General features: G+C 71.7%; 12 protein-coding genes. 4 read left to right on the top strand and 8 right to left on the bottom strand.

What is annotated here, in order from left to right; all coding sequences use genetic code 11:
- Window positions 1–271 precede the first annotated feature (271 nt).
- From ACIOHC_RS40540 to ACIOHC_RS40530, 3 genes are all read right to left on the bottom strand, one after another.
- On the bottom strand, window positions 272–769 hold the full coding sequence (locus tag ACIOHC_RS40540; protein ID WP_365689872.1) for a hypothetical protein: 498 nt from the start codon (window positions 767–769) through the stop codon (window positions 272–274).
- A 124-nt stretch (window positions 770–893) separates the two neighbouring features.
- Window positions 894–3,014 carry a sensor histidine kinase gene (locus ACIOHC_RS40535; protein ID WP_389636984.1) on the bottom strand — a complete coding sequence of 707 codons (2,121 nt, stop codon included), beginning with the start codon at window positions 3,012–3,014 and terminating at the stop codon, window positions 894–896.
- Window positions 3,001–3,726 (bottom strand): response regulator transcription factor, encoded by a 726-nt coding sequence (locus ACIOHC_RS40530; RefSeq protein ID WP_401846495.1) that lies wholly within the window; start codon window positions 3,724–3,726, stop codon window positions 3,001–3,003. The genes ACIOHC_RS40535 and ACIOHC_RS40530 overlap by 14 nt, the downstream gene beginning before the upstream one ends.
- 357 nt (window positions 3,727–4,083) lie before the next feature.
- On the opposite strand from ACIOHC_RS40530, the gene ACIOHC_RS40525 reads away from it, so the two are divergent.
- The gene (locus ACIOHC_RS40525) at window positions 4,084–4,902 is read left to right on the top strand and encodes a maleylpyruvate isomerase family mycothiol-dependent enzyme (RefSeq protein WP_351085918.1); all 819 of its coding nucleotides are present in this window, start codon (window positions 4,084–4,086) and stop codon (window positions 4,900–4,902) included.
- An 86-nt stretch (window positions 4,903–4,988) separates the two neighbouring features.
- Here ACIOHC_RS40525 and ACIOHC_RS40520 read toward each other — a convergent pair whose 3' ends face one another.
- The 3 genes from ACIOHC_RS40520 to ACIOHC_RS40510 all read right to left on the bottom strand — a co-directional run bounded on the left by ACIOHC_RS40520 (window position 4,989) and on the right by ACIOHC_RS40510 (window position 7,205).
- Window positions 4,989–5,861, bottom strand: a complete 873-nt coding sequence (locus ACIOHC_RS40520) for a DUF4184 family protein (RefSeq protein ID WP_351085916.1) — start codon at window positions 5,859–5,861, stop codon at window positions 4,989–4,991.
- 118 nt (window positions 5,862–5,979) lie between these two features.
- Window positions 5,980–6,882 carry a hypothetical protein gene (locus ACIOHC_RS40515; protein ID WP_389636987.1) on the bottom strand — a complete coding sequence of 301 codons (903 nt, stop codon included), beginning with the start codon at window positions 6,880–6,882 and terminating at the stop codon, window positions 5,980–5,982.
- Window positions 6,879–7,205, bottom strand: a complete 327-nt coding sequence (locus ACIOHC_RS40510) for a PadR family transcriptional regulator (RefSeq protein ID WP_401846494.1) — start codon at window positions 7,203–7,205, stop codon at window positions 6,879–6,881. The genes ACIOHC_RS40515 and ACIOHC_RS40510 overlap by 4 nt, the downstream gene beginning before the upstream one ends.
- Window positions 7,206–7,631: 426 nt before the next feature.
- Between ACIOHC_RS40510 and ACIOHC_RS40505 the strand changes: the two genes are divergently transcribed.
- The gene (locus ACIOHC_RS40505; RefSeq protein WP_365689869.1) at window positions 7,632–9,770 is read left to right on the top strand and encodes a tetratricopeptide repeat protein; all 2,139 of its coding nucleotides are present in this window, start codon (window positions 7,632–7,634) and stop codon (window positions 9,768–9,770) included.
- 44 nt (window positions 9,771–9,814) lie between these two features.
- Here the strand turns inward: ACIOHC_RS40505 and ACIOHC_RS40500 are convergent, their stop codons facing one another.
- The gene (locus ACIOHC_RS40500; RefSeq protein WP_401846493.1) at window positions 9,815–11,692 is read right to left on the bottom strand and encodes a hypothetical protein; all 1,878 of its coding nucleotides are present in this window, start codon (window positions 11,690–11,692) and stop codon (window positions 9,815–9,817) included.
- A 469-nt stretch (window positions 11,693–12,161) separates the two neighbouring features.
- On the opposite strand from ACIOHC_RS40500, the gene ACIOHC_RS40495 reads away from it, so the two are divergent.
- Window positions 12,162–13,811, top strand: a complete 1,650-nt coding sequence (locus tag ACIOHC_RS40495) for a hypothetical protein (protein ID WP_351085906.1) — start codon at window positions 12,162–12,164, stop codon at window positions 13,809–13,811.
- 55 nt (window positions 13,812–13,866) lie between these two features.
- Here the strand turns inward: ACIOHC_RS40495 and ACIOHC_RS40490 are convergent, their stop codons facing one another.
- Window positions 13,867–14,019, bottom strand: a complete 153-nt coding sequence (locus tag ACIOHC_RS40490) for a DUF397 domain-containing protein (protein ID WP_389637014.1) — start codon at window positions 14,017–14,019, stop codon at window positions 13,867–13,869.
- 220 nt (window positions 14,020–14,239) lie between these two features.
- On the opposite strand from ACIOHC_RS40490, the gene ACIOHC_RS40485 reads away from it, so the two are divergent.
- Window positions 14,240–15,535 (top strand): lipase, encoded by a 1,296-nt coding sequence (locus ACIOHC_RS40485; protein ID WP_351085904.1) that lies wholly within the window; start codon window positions 14,240–14,242, stop codon window positions 15,533–15,535.
- Window positions 15,536–15,547: the final 12 nt, after the last annotated feature.

Genomic DNA, 15,547 nt, shown 5'->3' with positions numbered 1-15,547 from the left:
AACCCCCGGGGTTGTGGGGGGGGGCCCCCTGTGGGGGGGGGGGGGGGTTCTTTTTGGGCAATGTAGGTGCTGGTGGTGGGGTGGCGGCGGGGGGGGGGGGGGGGGCCGCCACCAGGGGGAGGTGCGGCCGTTGCCGACGGTCGATCGATGTGCGGCCGATTGACGTGTGGTCAACTGCCTCACATCGTCAACCGCACGTCGTCAACCGCACGTCGTCAATCGTCGTGCTTCGCGGTCGGTCGCCGTGAAGACTGCTGTGGCACGGGCGGTTTCAGCCGTTGCGCTGCGCGGCGGAGCGTCGGCGCAGCACCACCGTGCCCGCTCCCGCGACGAGCAGAGCGGCGGCGGCCGAACCGGCGAGGGCGGTGGTGCTGTCGCCCGAGGTACCGGCCGGCCGCTCGCCCGCGGCGACGCCACCGCGCGGAGTGACGGCGGCCGAACCCTTCGCGGCGCCGGCTCGCTCGACGCTCGGCACCGGAGTGGGACGGTCGCCCGCGGCGACGCCACCGCGCGGAGTGACGGCGGCCGAACCCTTGGCGGCGCCGGCTCGCTCGACGCTCGGCACCGGAGTGGGACGGTCGCCCGCGGCGACGCCGCCACGGGGTACCGCCGACGGCTCAGCCGCCTGCGCGGCCGGGGCGGACCGTTCGACGGACGGGGCCGACGGCACAGGAGTGCTGTCGGCGAAGGCCGCGGCGGACGGGACGAGTACCGCGCCGGCCGCCACGGCGGCGAGGACTGCGGTACGCAGGGACAGGCGGTGGGACATGGGATGGCTCCATTCCAGGTCGGCCTCGGAGGGTGCCCGGTCATCGGTTCGCACCGGGCGCGAGGCATGCCGACAGGCTGGCGTGAAGTTATGAAGAAGCTGTCAGAACGCTGTGGTCATCGCATCAGGTCCGGCCCGGCCCGCGCTCCGCGGTGCCCCTCGACACGGTTGCCGAGCCGAGCTCTTCCGGCCCCGTACGCACGGGCCTCTTCGGCAGGCGGAGTGTGAACACCGAGCCCCGGTCCTCGACGCTCACCGCGCTCACCGAGCCGCCATGCGCCTCGACCAGTTTCCGTACGATCGCCAGGCCCAGCCCGCTGCCACCGGTGCGGCGGCTGCGGGATTTCTCGGCACGCCAGAAGCGGTCGAACACATGGGGCAGATCATCGGCTGAGATGCCGCTGCCCGTGTCGGTGACGTCCACGATCACGTCGCCGGTCATCGCGTCGCTCACCGCACCGTCCGTCGTCACGACTTCGCCCGCTGCGACGTCACGCGCCGTCACCTCGCCCGTCGCGGATCCAAAGACGTAGGCGTGCAACGTGACATTTCCACCCGCCGGGGTGTGACGTATCGCGTTGGAGACCAGATTGCCGATGGCCTGACGCAGCCGGACCGGGTCGGCCGTGAGCTCGGCAGCGGGCGCACCGGCCTCCGCCGTGAGGACCGTCAGCGTGACTCCCGCGGTCTCGGCCCGCGCCTGGTGGGCCGCGGCGACCTGGCCCAGCACCTCCTCGGCACGCACCGGCTCGGGATGCAGCCGCAACGCACCCGCGTCGGCCGCGGCCAGATCCTGGAGGTCGTCGATGATGTGCTGCAACTGCACGGCCTCCGTGTGCAGCGACGAGATGAACGCCGGGTCGGGTTCCGCCAGTCCGTCCTGCGCCGCCTCCAGCCAGCCGCGGATGTTGCTCAGCGGGGTGCGCAGTTCATGGGCGACGTCGCTGACCATGTCCTTGCGCTGCCCTTCGAGACGGGCACGGTGGGCGGCCATGTCGTTGAAGGCCGCGGCGAGCCGCCCGATCTCGCTGTCGTCGGTGACCCGCACGGGCGCGGAGTCGTCCCCGTTTCGCATCCGCTGTGCCGCACCGGTGAGGGCGTGCAGCGGCCGCACCAGCCGGGCCCCGGCCAGCACCGTGGCCCCGACCGTGAGCGCCAGGACGAGCGCCGCGGCACCCGCGATCTTCGCGGTGTTCGCCGGGGAAAGATCGAAGCCGGGCACGGTCGTACTGCTCTCGTCGCCGATGAACAGCAGCGCGGGCGAGGCGACATAGGAACTGAGCTGTTCGCGACGGGCCGTGCCCACGCAGGAGGCGGTGGCCCGGTCGTCGTCGCCGGTCCGGACGCTCGGTACGGGGGTGACCACCCGGGCATCCGCAGGCGCGGCCTGCACCGGTTCGGGGCGCGTACCCCAGGACAGGTCCAGATTGAGCTCCACGCCCGCGCGGCCCTGTCGTTTCAGGCAGGCGTTGGCCAGTTGGTTGAGTGCCTCCAGCGCCTTGCGCTCGGTCGCTGTCGGTTGGGCCAGGTCGTCGCCCGCGCACCGGGTCCCGTCCATCCGGTCGGGATCGTTGCCGACGACTTCGATGCGCGGGCGGCCGCTCGGTCCCTCGACCGCGTCCGCCGCCACCCCGGACCGGCTCAGACACGCCACACTCACCTGGGCGGCACGCCGCAACGCCTTACGTTCGGCCGCGGGCAGCCGGAACGGACCGACCGCGCGCGGGTCGACACGGTCGGCCGTCGCACCCGTGCGGCCCACCGTCTGGGACAGCGCCGTGTCCATGGACAGCGGATCGACGATCGCCGACGCCTGCGGCGGCAGTGCGGGTGCGGGCGGGGACGGCCGGTCGGCGGAATCGGCGAGGGGCCGCCGCTGCTCGGTGGTGAGAGCGATCCGACGGCCGGACCGCCGCGCCAGATCGCGGACGGTGCTGTCGACGCCGTCCCAGGTGGGATGGGTCGCCGCGTATCCGAGCAGTGTGTTGTAGATCCGGGCGTCGGCGGTGAGATTCTGCCCCTGCTCCTGTTTGATGGCGCCGGAGGTGGTCTGTACGGCGAGCCAGGCGGTCGCGGCCACCGAACATGCCGCCACCAGAGCCGACACCGCGAGCAGACGGCCGAACAGGCTCTTGCGGAGCGGCAGTCGAGCCCGCTCCCGACGACCGGTCCGGTGCTCACCGCGAAGCCGCGCCCGCCGTTCACGGCGAGGGGACACGTCGTCCACCCCCCTACGACGACGCACGCGCGGCGTTCCTCGCCGGGTCCGTCAGCTTGTAGCCCACACCGAAGACGGTGAGGAGCCGGGCGGGCCGACGCGGCGCGGGCTCGATCTTCTTCCGCAGGTTCATGATGTGTACGTCGACGGTGCGGAAACTGACGTACCGGTCGAAGCCGTGCAGCTCCTCCAGCAGCCGCTGCCGCGTGAAGACCCGCTCGGGCTCGGCCGCCATGGCGGCGAGAATGCGGAACTCACCGGGGGTGCACTCCACGGACCGGCCCTCGACCGCCACCTCGTGCCGTACCGGGTCGACCGTCAACGCGCCGACCCTCAGCGCCTGGTCCTCGGCAGGTTCGGCGGTCGCGACCCGCCGGGTGCGGCGAAGCAGCGTCCGTACACGCGCCATCAACTCGCGCGGACTGTACGGCTTCGTCATGTAGTCGTCCGCGCCCAGATCCAGACCGAGCAGCAGATCGTCCTCGGTGCTGCGGGCCGTCAGCATCAGCACCGGCACCTCCCGCTGCTCGGCACGCAGCACCCGTATCACGTCCAGGCCGTCGGCCCGCGGCATCATCACATCGAGCACCAGCAGATCGGGCTCCCGGTGCCGGACCTCGGCGAGAGCCGCGAGGCCGTCCCCGACGACCGTGACCGTGTGACCCTCGTGTTCGAGGTAACGGCGTACGAGTTCGGCCTGTTTCTCGTCGTCTTCGGCGACTATGACGTTTGCGCACACGCGGACGATCGTAGAGGAGGCCGCGCGCGTCACTCGCAGGGCCGGACCGCCGGGTTCACCGTGGAGCGGACCACCGGCCCATGGGCTGGACCCGCGGGCATCGGACCGGGGAGGGAACACGGGTGAGCAGCAACTGCGGTGCCGAGGGCGAGGGGCGCCGTCGTGCGGGGCGCGTCCGGTTCCGGGCACGCTGCCGTCCGGGCTGTGGAGACGCGGAGGGTCCCGGTGGCCCCGATCTTGCCGTGGGCCCCGCCGACTGGTCTTGTGTACCGCGGGCGCCGTGGGGTGTCCGTGACGACGAGGTCCATCGGTGGCAGGCGCGCAGACGCGGTCCCGGCGGGGAGAAGTGGTGAGTCGGTGACCGGACACGATGCACGGGGCGCGCTGCCCGAGGGGCTCGGCGAGGCGATACGCGGCACCGCCGAGGACATCGCCGCACTGCTGCACGGGGTGGTCGACACGAGCGTGCCCGTGCCCCGTTCGGAGTGGACCGTCGGGCAGGCGGCGGCACATCTGGCGCAGGCCAACGAGCTGATGGCGGACGTCGCGGCCGGACAGCAGCGCAGCTACGGGGACGGAACGCCGCAGAGTCTGGCCGCGGCCAACGAGCGCGCGCTCGCCGCCTTCGGGGAACGGGACGCGGATCCGCTGGCCGGGTTGATCGTGACGCACGCCGAGGCGTACCTCTCGGCGGTGGACCGGTGCACGACGGACGGCGACGGGAGCGTGGTCACCCCGTTGGGTCCGATGAGCCGGGCGGTGCTGGGCTCGTACCTGTTGACACACATGCTCGGTCACGGATACGACCTGGCCCGTGCGCTGGGCCGTCCGCACATGGTCGACCGCACCCGCGTCGAGCTCTCGCTCCCCTTCCTGATCACCGCGATGCCCCGGGTGGTCGATGCCGTGGCCGCCGCCCGGCTGACCGCCCGCTACACGGTCCGTCTGCGGGGCGGCGCCCGCTTCGGCGTCACGTTCGCCGAGGGCGCGGCAACCGTCTCCCCGCAGCCGCCGACCCGTCCGGACTGCACCATCCTCACCGAGCCGGTCGCCTTCCTCCTGATGGCACTGGGCCGCAGTGATCCCTGGGGAGCCATGGCCCGCGGCCATGTCCTCGCCTGGGGCCGCAAGCCCTGGCTCGCCCCGCGCTTCCCGAGGCTCTTCAAGGCGCCCTGAGAAGCTGTGTCCGAGCTCCCGGTGTCTGAGCTCCACATGACGACGAGGCCCTGGGCGCAGCGGCATGGGGCCTCGATGGCGGCGCGTCAGGCGGTGGTGTCGGGCTGCGGAGTGTCGTCGTGCACGGCGCCGGCTCCGCTCCTGCGGGGGCGGGTTGCCGTGACGGCGCGCCAGATCCACCACACGGTGACGTACAGCGCCAGGGTGCCGATCAGGCCGGCGCCCGCGCCTTTCGCCGCGTCGGACAGCACCCCTTCGATCACCACGCTCAGCGGCAGCCCGGTGGTCGCCGCTTGCGGGCCGGCGAGCCACCACCAGGCGTGGGCGACGGCTCCGACGACCGTGAACAGGGCCATTGCGAGGAGGACACGGCGCCGCGTGGCGCTGCTGGGTCCGGCGTGGCCCTCACCGGCATGGAGGCAGGCTCGCCTGCGCCGCACGTACACCGCGGTGGCGGCCAGGCCGCCGATCGTGCTCGCATGCTGCAGTGCCCGTGCCCAGGTGAGACCGCCCGCCAGTGCGGAGTCGAGCCAGGGCGCACGGGTGACCACGAAGCCGTCGTGGTGGGTGAAGGCATCCCAGACCAGATGCGTCACGATGCCGATCAGGGCGGAGAGCGTGATCCACCCGGCTCGCCGTATCGGCGTGCCGGCCGTCCGGGGTGGCGACGGGACGGCGGGTACGGGCAGCAGGGACGCCAGCGGGCGATGGCCGACTCGGAGCATTCCCCACAGCGTGAGGGCGTACGGCAGGGCGACGGTGACAGCGCCGAGAGCGGTGTGCGAGGTCGTGGCGTTGACGAACGGTTCGTACCAGGACTGCGCGCTGACGGGCAGTCCCGTGGTGACAACGAAGTAGGGCATGTCCGGTGCGAGGGCTCCGGCGACCAGTGCGGCCCGGCCGAAGGGCCGCCGCATCAACGGCAGTACGGCCGCGGGGTGGGACAGGGTGAACGGCATGAGCATCCTCTCGCACGAACCCGATAGTCCGTCGAACGGAATGCTACGGCAAACGGACTAATGGGCGAGCGGTGGACGCCGCTGCGCCCCGTCTGGACGCTCGGCCGTGGTGGGCCGTTCAGAGGAAGGTGCGTCCCGTTCGCCCCGGGCGACCGGCGAGAAGGGCGATCGCCGCGATGGCCGTCAATACGGCTGCCGGACACGCGACAACGGCCGCCTCGCCCCACGCCGTGGTGTAGGCGTGGGCGAGCAGAGGCGGGGACGCCAGGGCCATGGCCCCCAACTCGCGGACGCCTCGTGATCCGCTGCGCCAGGTCAGCGCGGCGCCGGTCGCGGCGAGGACGAGCAGCGGCCAGCACCCGTAGTCGGTGCTGACCCACGGCACCGCGTGCGCGTCGATGGCCGCCCGTGGCACGACCACGAGCGCGATCACGGCACCGGCCGCGCCCGCCCGCCCGGCCGCGGTGCTCTCCGAGCGGCGGTCCGGCGGGCATGCGAGTACCACGGCCGCCGCCAGGGCCATCGCGGCCGGCGTGACGACCGGGTCGCCGAACGCCGGCCCGCTGACCACCGCGGCCGCTGCGAAGGAGAGCAGCCCGGCCACCGTGCAGGGCACCCCCACGCGCCATCGGCCGGACAACGCCGACGCCGCTCCTGCGCACACGATCAGCGACGAGACGAGCAACACGCCCCACGCCCCCGACAGGTCGACTCCAAGTTGCACCCCGAACGGGGTGGGTGAGGAGACAAAGCCGACGTACCAGCGCAGAAGGTGCAGGCCGCAAGCGGCGGCCGAGGCGGCCAGGGCGAAGGGATACGCCTGAGCGAGAGCCTGCGAGACAGGGGCGGCCGACCCCAGTCCCATCCGCATCCTCATGGCATGCGCCGCCAGACCTGCGCCTTCTCGCAGCCGCGCGCTCAGCGGCTCGCCCGCGGTCATGTCGCGATAGGTCGCAGCGATCTCCCCGCCATGGGCCCGCCGGTAGGCGGCGGGATACAGCCGCAGCACGTGCTCGATCATGTGGTGGCCGCAGACGGCCGCGTGACGGACAGGCGGCGAGTGGCCTCCCTTGCCGTCGCGGCCAGGCGCTCGGCCTCCGCCGCCAGCCGTTCCCGCCCCGGCGAGGACAAGGCGAAGACCCGCCGGGCCCGGCCATCGACGACCTCCTCGCGTTCGACGTCGATCAGGCCGTCGGCCAGCAGGCGGTCCAGGGCTCCGTAGAGGGCGCCCGTGCGCAGCACGACACGGCCGCCGGTCATCGCCTTGACCTCCTGCGCGATGGCGTATCCGTGCCGGGGTGCGTCCGCGAGGGCTGTCAACACCATCACGGTGGGCTCTTGCATCACGCGCTCACTCACCCCACGAAGATAGTCACTCCGCCGGACCATCTCAATGCGGTCGGCCATGTCATGGGCACCCCGGCCCCGGCCGAGGCGTTCGACCGATGTGCCCGCCGCACGAGACGTCGGCCGCTTTCACTTCGTACGGTGCCCGCATGGGCAGGGACGGGACTCCTCGGCCGCGGCGGGTCGTGGTCACGGACGGCGACACCGGGCCGCGGCTGTGCCGGGGGAGTGGTGGTCCGCTGATGCCGTCGGCGAGGGCCACGGCCGGTGTCGACATGGAGTCCCGTGTCGGATCGAGACGGTCATCCTCCCCGTGTTCAGGGGATATTGACCTGTCTGACGCTAACGTTGATCCGCACGGTGGCAGCGGCGGTGCCGGGGAGGGCGCACCGCGCGGAACACCGGGAACGAGGAGTGCGCGACATGCTGGATCCCACTTCGGTGGCGGCCATTTCGGCGGTACTCGGCGCGGTTGGTTCGGGCATGGCCAACGAGGCCGGCAAGTGGGCCTGGGAATCGACCGGCGGTGTCGTACGGCGCATCATCGGCCGGGAGGTCCCCGCGCCCGTCGGTCCGGGTGAACAGGACGCCGTGGCCCGCATGGTCCACGAGCGGCTCCGTGCGAACCCCCAACTGGCGCAATCCTGGAGTGCCTTCGCGGCACGATTGCCAGGCGGACCGGCTCCTGCCCGAGCCGCGCAGTCACACCTCCCCGCCTCCATCAGGTTCTTCACGGACCGCAGGGAGGCGATGGGGCGGCTGCGGCGCGAGGCATCCCGGCGCCCGGACGGGCGACCCCGGCTGGCCCTGGTGCACGGCCCTGACGGCATGGGTTCCAGCACCCTCGCCGTGCACTTCGGATCCACGCCGACCCGCCTCTTCCCCGACGGCCGGATCTACGCAGACCTCGGCGGTCGGGGCGCCGGGAGCGCACGCGACGCCGGAACCGCGCTTCGGGGACTGCTCCGCCAACTCGGAGTGCGGGACGAGGAGATGCCGCCCGCCACCGACCGCCTCGTCGAGTTCTTCCGGCAGTGCGTGTCGGGCCGTCGGCTCCTGGTCGTGCTGGACCACGCGCATTCGGCGGCCCAGGTGAGGCCGTTCCTCACGTCGGCGCCGGGGGTGTTCACCATCGTCGTCGCCCGGACCCCGTTCCCCGGTCTCGACGCCGTACGGGTCCCGGTCGGGCCGCTCGCGGACCGGGACGCGGTGCGTCTGCTCACCGACATCACCGACAGATCAACCGTTGCCGCGGCCCGTGCCACGCTGCCGTCGCTGCTCGCACGCTGTGGCGGTTCGCCGTATGCCCTGCGCGCGGCGGCGGACCGGCTGTCCGCCCCGACTCCTGCGCCCCACCGGACCGGGGCGGAGGACGACCCGGTACGTGGGGCGGCGGAGGACAACTACCGGCTCCTGGAGCCGGAAGCCGCCAGGCTGTACCGGCTGATGGCACTGCGTGGCTGGCCCGCCTTCGACGCCGCGACGGCCGGGCGGACCACGGGCCAGGACCCGTCGGCCGTCGCCGGGCTCCTCGCGGACCTCGCCGACCTGATGCTCCTGGAACGCGGCGGTGACGGGACCGGTGACGGGCGCTACCACTACCGCCCCGCCGTGCGCGCACACGCCGAGGCGACAGCGATCCGCGAGGACGGAATCGCGGCCTGCTCCGCAGCTCTCACCCGCACCCTGCTCGCCTACGCGGACCTGGCTACTTCGGCGGCGCATCAGGCGCTCCCGGAGAGCTGGCGCGTCCCGGCACCCACCGACGACCGTATTGGACAGAGCTACGAGGGCCGGGGCGCGGCCCTGGAGGCGCTGCTCGCGGAGTCCGGCAACCTCGTCGAGGCCGTTCGCTGCGCCGAGGAGTCGGGCGAACCCGACATCGCCCTGCGCCTGTGCCGTTCCCTGTGGCCGTTGCAACTCAAGGCGGGGCACCACGAGATGCTGGTGCCGGCGCTCCGTATCGGAGTCCGCCTCGCCGACGCCCATCGTCCGGGAGGCCGCGACGCCGGAGCGCTCCACGCCCAATTGGCGCACTCCTTGACGGAGTTGGGGAGCTGGGAAGAAGCGGGTGCGGAGTCCCTCGCGGCGGCGCGGGCCGAGCAGTCGGCGGGCCACGCACGAGGCCACGCCTCGGCCGTGGAGTTCCTGGGCCTGCTCAGGCTGCGGCAGTGGCGATACCGAGAGGCTTACGAGTGCTTCGACGAAGCGGACGGCATCCTGAACACCATGGGCGCACACGAGGACGGGACAGCCGACCTGCCGCGCGCCCAGGCGCTGTTGCAACGCCATCGCGGGCGGGCCCTACGCGGCCTGGGTGAGCTGGAGGAGGCCCGGGAAAGGCTGGGGACCGCGCTGCGCCACTTCCGGGCGAGCGGCGACACGTACAACACGGCCCGGACGCTCACCGATCTGGCCGAGACCTGGCTGGACGGTGAGGACACCGAGGCGGCGCTGCCCCTGATCGACGAGGCGATCGCGACGCTCGACGGCCAGCGTGCGGACTACCACCTGTCGCACCTGCTGCGCATGCGGGAGCGCTGCCTCGCCGCACGAGGTTGACCACCGGGCCAAGGGCCTCGTCCCCGGCGCCGTTCCGGCCCCCCTCACCCCACTGACTCCAAAGGGGGCAGAGGAACGACCCGCACGCCGTGCAAGCGGCTGCCCGTCCGCACGCAGAGCCCGTCGGTCACCGCCCGTGCGAGCCGCTCGTCGGCCGTGACGGCTTCGTGGCTGCCGGTGGCGAGCCACGCGTACAGGGCGGAGGCGAAGGCGGCGGGGTCCACACCGGACACCCCTTCCGTACCGGCGGCGGGCACGGCCACCAATCGGAGCGGCTCCTCACCACGCACCCGGACCACGCACTCGGACGGCCCGGTCACGTAGGCCGCCAGGGAACAGCCGTGATGGCGGCGGAGCACCTCGGCGGTCCAGACCGACGGGGACCCGAAGCGTGGATCGTCGGGTGCCCCGTCCCGGAAGATGACATCGGCCAGATCCAGCTGGTCCACGTCACGGGTGTCCTCGTGCACGGCGACATGCGCTTCCCCGCCCTCGCCCGAGCGCACTCCCGGCGGCTCCGTCCAGCGGCCGAGCGCGATCCTTCCCGGTCCGATCACCTGCGTCAGGACGTGCAGGGGGACGGTGACCGTGCCGGGCTCGTAATCGGGAAGCGGGAGCGGCTTGAGCGAGGCCGGCCGGCCGGGTTCAGGCGCGCCCATCATCGAGTAGAAGAGTCTGCGCAACCGGACTGCGGATTCGCCCGGCACGGAGCTGGTGAACACGGCAGGCCCCGCCAACGGTCGGTGACGGCTGATGAGTTGCTCGATCTGTGCCGCCAGCGAGGCAGCGGGATCGAGTCGCGGTGCCTCCTGCATGAACGCGGAGATCGGCGCATCGGGATCGAGGGCGTCGAGCGGCGCGGCTCCGAGCAGCACAGGGGTGCCGAGGGCGGCCGCGTAGTAGGTGACGGAGCCGTGGTCCCCGATCACCGCATCGGCCGCCAGCAAGGCCTGCCGCCACCCCTTCAGCGGATCGATCAGCGTCAGCCCGCCGCGCCGCGCGCGATCGAGCCAGGCGCGGATCTGACCGGGCCCGTGGCCGTGCCAGACATTGGGGTGCAGTACGGCGGCGAATCGGTACTCGTCCACGGGGAACTCGGCAGCCACGCGATCCAGTAGCGCAGCCACGGCGTCGCTCCCGTTGCCGCCCCTGCCCTCTGCGCCGTCACCGAGAAGCGAATCGGAGTTCCAGGTCGAATTGAGCAGGACGAGCCGCTGTCCCGGTCGCACGGCCAGCGCACGGCGGAAGCGCTCGCGGTAGGGCCGCGCGGCGAGCATCCGGTCGAAGCAGGGGTCCCCCGCGAGAACGGCGGTCGGTGCCGCCTCGGGGCACGCGGCGCTCAAGCGTTCGTACTGCTCGGGGTGGGAGAGGACGAGCGCGTCCGCGACAGGAGTGCCCCGCGACAGAAGCCACTCCGGCGCAAGCCCGAAGACGGGCGCGGGCGCCGCAGCCACCCCCACCCCCGCCCCGGTGTCCGGTGTCCGGTGTCCGGTGTCCGGTGTCCGGTGTCCGGTGTCCGGTGTCCGGTGTCCGGTGTCCGGTACGGCCAGCCTCTTAGTGTATCCGACGCCATGCGAGAGAATGGCCAACCTCCCGGAGAACAACTCCAGTTGACCGCCGAAGCTCGCGGAGACGACGAGATCCACCGGAGTCTCGACCGCCTGTTCCCACGGCAGGACCGGCACCCCGGTCTCGGCCAGCAACTCGGTCGTGCCGGACGCGAACGCCGAGGAGCCCGTACAGGTCACCAACAGCTGGACGCGCAGGTCGTCGTCGAACAGCGGAAGCACATCGAGCAACCGGGTCGCGGCAGTCACGTTGTGCACGACGACGAGGACCCGCAGGCACTTGGCCCGGGTGGCCCATCGCGCCGCGTCGTCCCCCACCGGCACGCGCACCCACTCCGCTCGTCCGTACCCCATCCGTCCACTCCCTGCCGCCCCGGCCCGCTCGCGGGATCACGATAGTCAACCGGTGCGACCACCGGGCACAACGTCCGGCTGCGCCCGGCCCGCCGCCATCTGGACACGGAGGAGCGCCGCTCCATCCACGAGTCCCCGCTCGAACGTGTCCCGCGGCACACCTTCGATGTCACTCGCGGCCAGGACACCGAGGCGTAAATCACCGACTGCACAAGGGACTTGACCCTCGGCGAGTACGACGAACAGCTGCCTCCGGGCTTACCCTGGACAACCCCCTGGCCGACGGCGAGAACCAGGGGCCTCCGTACGGATCGAGCCCGGCACGGTCCGAACGAGAAGTCCCGGATCTGCACCCTCACCGCCCCGGGCCACGGCGCCCGCCACCCCCCGAGAACCGACTCACCGACCCTCACAGCTCAGAGCCCAGGCGGCCCGTCGAAGGCGATCGGCCGCCATGAAAGGATTGCCGATGGAGCCTCGCGGCTACCGCATGGTGATATCGACCCGGCAGGACTTCGTCACCACCTCCGCCCACGCCGAGCGCCAGCTCTACACCTGGCTCGAGAAGCAGAAGCGCTACGACGCCTCGGCGCTGGACGAGGGCCGCAACGACATCGCCCCCAACGTGACCCTGGACCGGGATTCGTCGTCCGGCCGGCACGGTGCGTACACCCGTTGGCGGATGCGCGAGACACCCTCGCCGCAGATCGGTACGTGGCAGTCCACTCTCGTCGTCCGGGACGACCCGCAGGACGACGAGCGCCGCACCTGGATCCAGGTCGATGTCGAGCACCGGCCCACCACTGCGGACCAGCAGCCCACACGTGCGAAGACCCCCGGTATCGCGCGTCTGCTTCTGGACTCGCTCGACGCCCGGGACGGCCTCGCCGAGGTGAAGGCCAAGCCCGCCTTCATCGAACCCGAGGACGTCCCCGAGGTCATCGAGGAACTCTGCGATGCGGAGCGCCGGCTGCCGATCGTCGTCGCCAGCGTTCCCTACGGCGCCGACGCCGACGTCTGGGCCGATTCGACGGTGGAGAAGGCGTACGGTCATCTCTCCGGTCTCGCCGTGCTGTACGTCCTGTCTCCCGAGGCCCAACCCGCCTTCAACCAAGCCCTGGAGTTCCACCCGGTGTTCGGCGGTGGCATCCGCACGTACGTCCCGGGAATCGACCCCGCCTGGAAACCCGACGCACAGCGGCACCCCGTGATGTCCCGGCGGACCATTGAGGCCGATGTACGCCGAGCCGCCTCCACGCTCGCCTCGCTCCCGCAGCGTCTGGCCCTGTACCAGCCGTTGCCGGGCGCCCTGGATTCGCTGCCCATCCAGCGGACGAGGCCGCGCCCGCAGGAGCACGGCACGAACGTCGAGAAGCTCACCGGCGAGAACGCGACCCTGAACGCGATGCTTGCCGAGGCCGAGGAGACGGAGAGTTCGCAGGCGCAGAAGATCAGCGAACTCAAATCGGACCTGGGCAAGGCGGACCGTACCGCGCACGAGCTTCGCGGTGAGAACGAGGAGCTGTACGAACAGTTCCGGTCCGCGCAGCGCCAGGTCCGGTTCCTCCAGGACAAGCTCGCGGAAGCCGGACAGTACGAGGCCGCCTACTCCACGCCCGAGACTCTTGACCTCGACTATCCGGGGACCTTCTCCGACTTGCTCGACCGGCTCGGCGAGCTGCCGCACCTCTCCTTCACCGGCAAGGCGAAGATCACCCGTGATCTGGACAGCCAGTCCGTGGACAGTTGGCTTCGCGTGGCATGGGACGCTCTGCGCGCCCTGAACTGCTACGCCGAGGCGTCCGCGAACGGCTCAGCAGGCGGCGACTTTCTCAGCTGGTGCAAAGGGGAGGAATCGCGTGACCACCCCTTCCCGGCGGCCAAGGTGGCGATGCGGGAGTCGGACACCGTCGCCCGCAAGGACAAACTCCGGCGCGAGCGCATGCTTCCCGTGCCGAAGGAGGTACATCCCGACGGGGTGGTCTTCATGCAGGCGCACCTGCGTATCGGCTCCGGCAACACCATCGCGCCCCGGCTGCACTTCTACGACGACGGGCCCCAGACCGGCCTGGTGTACGTCGGGTACCTCGGCCCTCATCTGCGTAACACTCTGACCTGAGACCCGATGCCGACCGGCCCGGTCCGCGCTCGGACCGGGCCGGTCCCACGCATCGTCAGGCCTCCGCCGCGTACCCTACGAACCGGCGCCGGCCCTCGCATCCGACCGCGAACGCCGGACGGCTCACGTCTGCGGAGTCCCGGACATGGACGGCCTGCTCGGCGACAGCGGCCTCCACGAGGTCGTCGCCCGGGCTGCGGTTGCGGATGGACTCCCGTGTCCCGCCGTCCCTGTACCGAAGCTCAGGTCCCGGCCGGGGACCCCGGTGCGTATCCACGAGGGAGTGAGGAGGGCAGGCGCGGCAACCCGGGTCTCGACACCCGAGTTCCGAGACCCGGCACATGGCGACACGACACACCCCTGCGCCCCGTATCTATGGCTGCCCACCCCATGGGAAGGTCCGCCGCCCCGTCCTACCGTGGCGGATCTTGACCACCGAGCCCACCCCGGACGGGAGAGCCGCGATGCGCAGAGCAACGAGCACCTTGCTCGGCATGCTCCTCACACTGCTGAGCCTCGGAGCAGCCACCACACCGGCCCAGGCCGCCCCACCCGGCTACCTCAGCCTCGAAGCCACCTACACCACGGTCGCCAACGGCTGGGAGCGCGTCGACCGCTACCTCGACACCACCAGCGGATTCCACGCCGAGCAGTACCCCCAGGACGGCCGTGGCGACCAGGACGGTCAGCGACGCACCTTCTTCGGTGGCGTCAAGCAGCCCTACTCCGGCCGCTTCCTCCTCTACTCCGCCCCCGGCTGGAACAGCGGCAGTCGCTCGACGCCCGTCCTCCTCGTCCACGGCGCCAACGACAACGCCGACCGGGCCTGGGCCAACCCCGGCGAAGCCGGTGGCTACGGCTGCGGAGCCGTCTCCTGCCCCAGCACCGGACTCATGCAGTACCTCGCCGCCCGCGGGTACCGAGTCTTCGCCGTCAACTTCGCCCACAAGCAGGGCGACAACCTGATGCAGGCCCAGCAGGTCGGCGACGCCATCGCCGTCATCAAGGACCGGCTCGGCGTCAGTCAGGTGGACCTCGTCGGCTGGAGCAAGGGGGAGATGTCCACCCGCGCCTACGTCTCCTCGCTGCGCCCCGCCTGGGGACGCCCCTATGCCGGAGACGTACGCCGCCTCATCACCCTCGGCGGCCCCAACGGCGGCTACGACTACCCCTTCGCCCACGGCTGGGCCCACGACTTCAGCATCTGGCCGCAGTGCGGCGGCAGCGTCAACGCCCCTTCGCCCCACCTCTACATGACCTGCTACGGCACCTACACCGCCCACCCCGAATTCGCCTTCACCCCCACCGACGGCTACGACGTCTATCCGGGACAGCGCCAGATGCTCGCCCGCTTCGATGCCACCTACGGCATCGACATGACCCAACAGGACTGGTACACCACCTACCACGGTGGCCAGGGCTTCTACACCTCCGGCACCGGTATCCAGACCGCGATCGACGCCGGCTCCCTGATCGCCCCCCTCCACAAGGCAGGCGTCCCCGGGACCGTCGCCACCTACCTTCTCGCCGGTGGCTCTCCCAGCGTCCTCGGCATCTACAACGAGAACCGGGGACCCAGCGACGGCGTGGTCTTCGTCGACAGCGCACTCGACCGCACCGGCATCGCCAACGTCGCCGGCACCGCCCTCATCTCCACCGCCAACCACCTCCAACTCGGCTGGCACTCCTCCGCCTGCGCCCAGATCGCCGCCTGGCTCGGCTGACCCCGCCCCACC

Source organism: Streptomyces sp. NPDC088252 (genome assembly GCF_044740965.1).
Classification (GTDB): domain Bacteria; phylum Actinomycetota; class Actinomycetes; order Streptomycetales; family Streptomycetaceae; genus Streptomyces.
Note: the sequence above shows the minus strand (reverse complement) of the source record. Positions and strands in the feature narration are given on the sequence as shown.

Coding starts and splice junctions, on each gene's coding strand:
- ACIOHC_RS40515 (WP_389636987.1), bottom strand. CDS start 6,882: ATGATCGAGCACGTGCTGCGGCTGTATCCCGCCGCCTACCGGCGGGCC.
- ACIOHC_RS40505 (WP_365689869.1), top strand. CDS start 7,632: ATGCTGGATCCCACTTCGGTGGCGGCCATTTCGGCGGTACTCGGCGCG.
- ACIOHC_RS40510 (WP_401846494.1), bottom strand. CDS start 7,205: ATGCAAGAGCCCACCGTGATGGTGTTGACAGCCCTCGCGGACGCACCC.
- ACIOHC_RS40520 (WP_351085916.1), bottom strand. CDS start 5,861: ATGCCGTTCACCCTGTCCCACCCCGCGGCCGTACTGCCGTTGATGCGG.
- ACIOHC_RS40500 (WP_401846493.1), bottom strand. CDS start 11,692: ATGGGGTACGGACGAGCGGAGTGGGTGCGCGTGCCGGTGGGGGACGAC.
- ACIOHC_RS40540 (WP_365689872.1), bottom strand. CDS start 769: ATGTCCCACCGCCTGTCCCTGCGTACCGCAGTCCTCGCCGCCGTGGCG.
- ACIOHC_RS40495 (WP_351085906.1), top strand. CDS start 12,162: ATGGAGCCTCGCGGCTACCGCATGGTGATATCGACCCGGCAGGACTTC.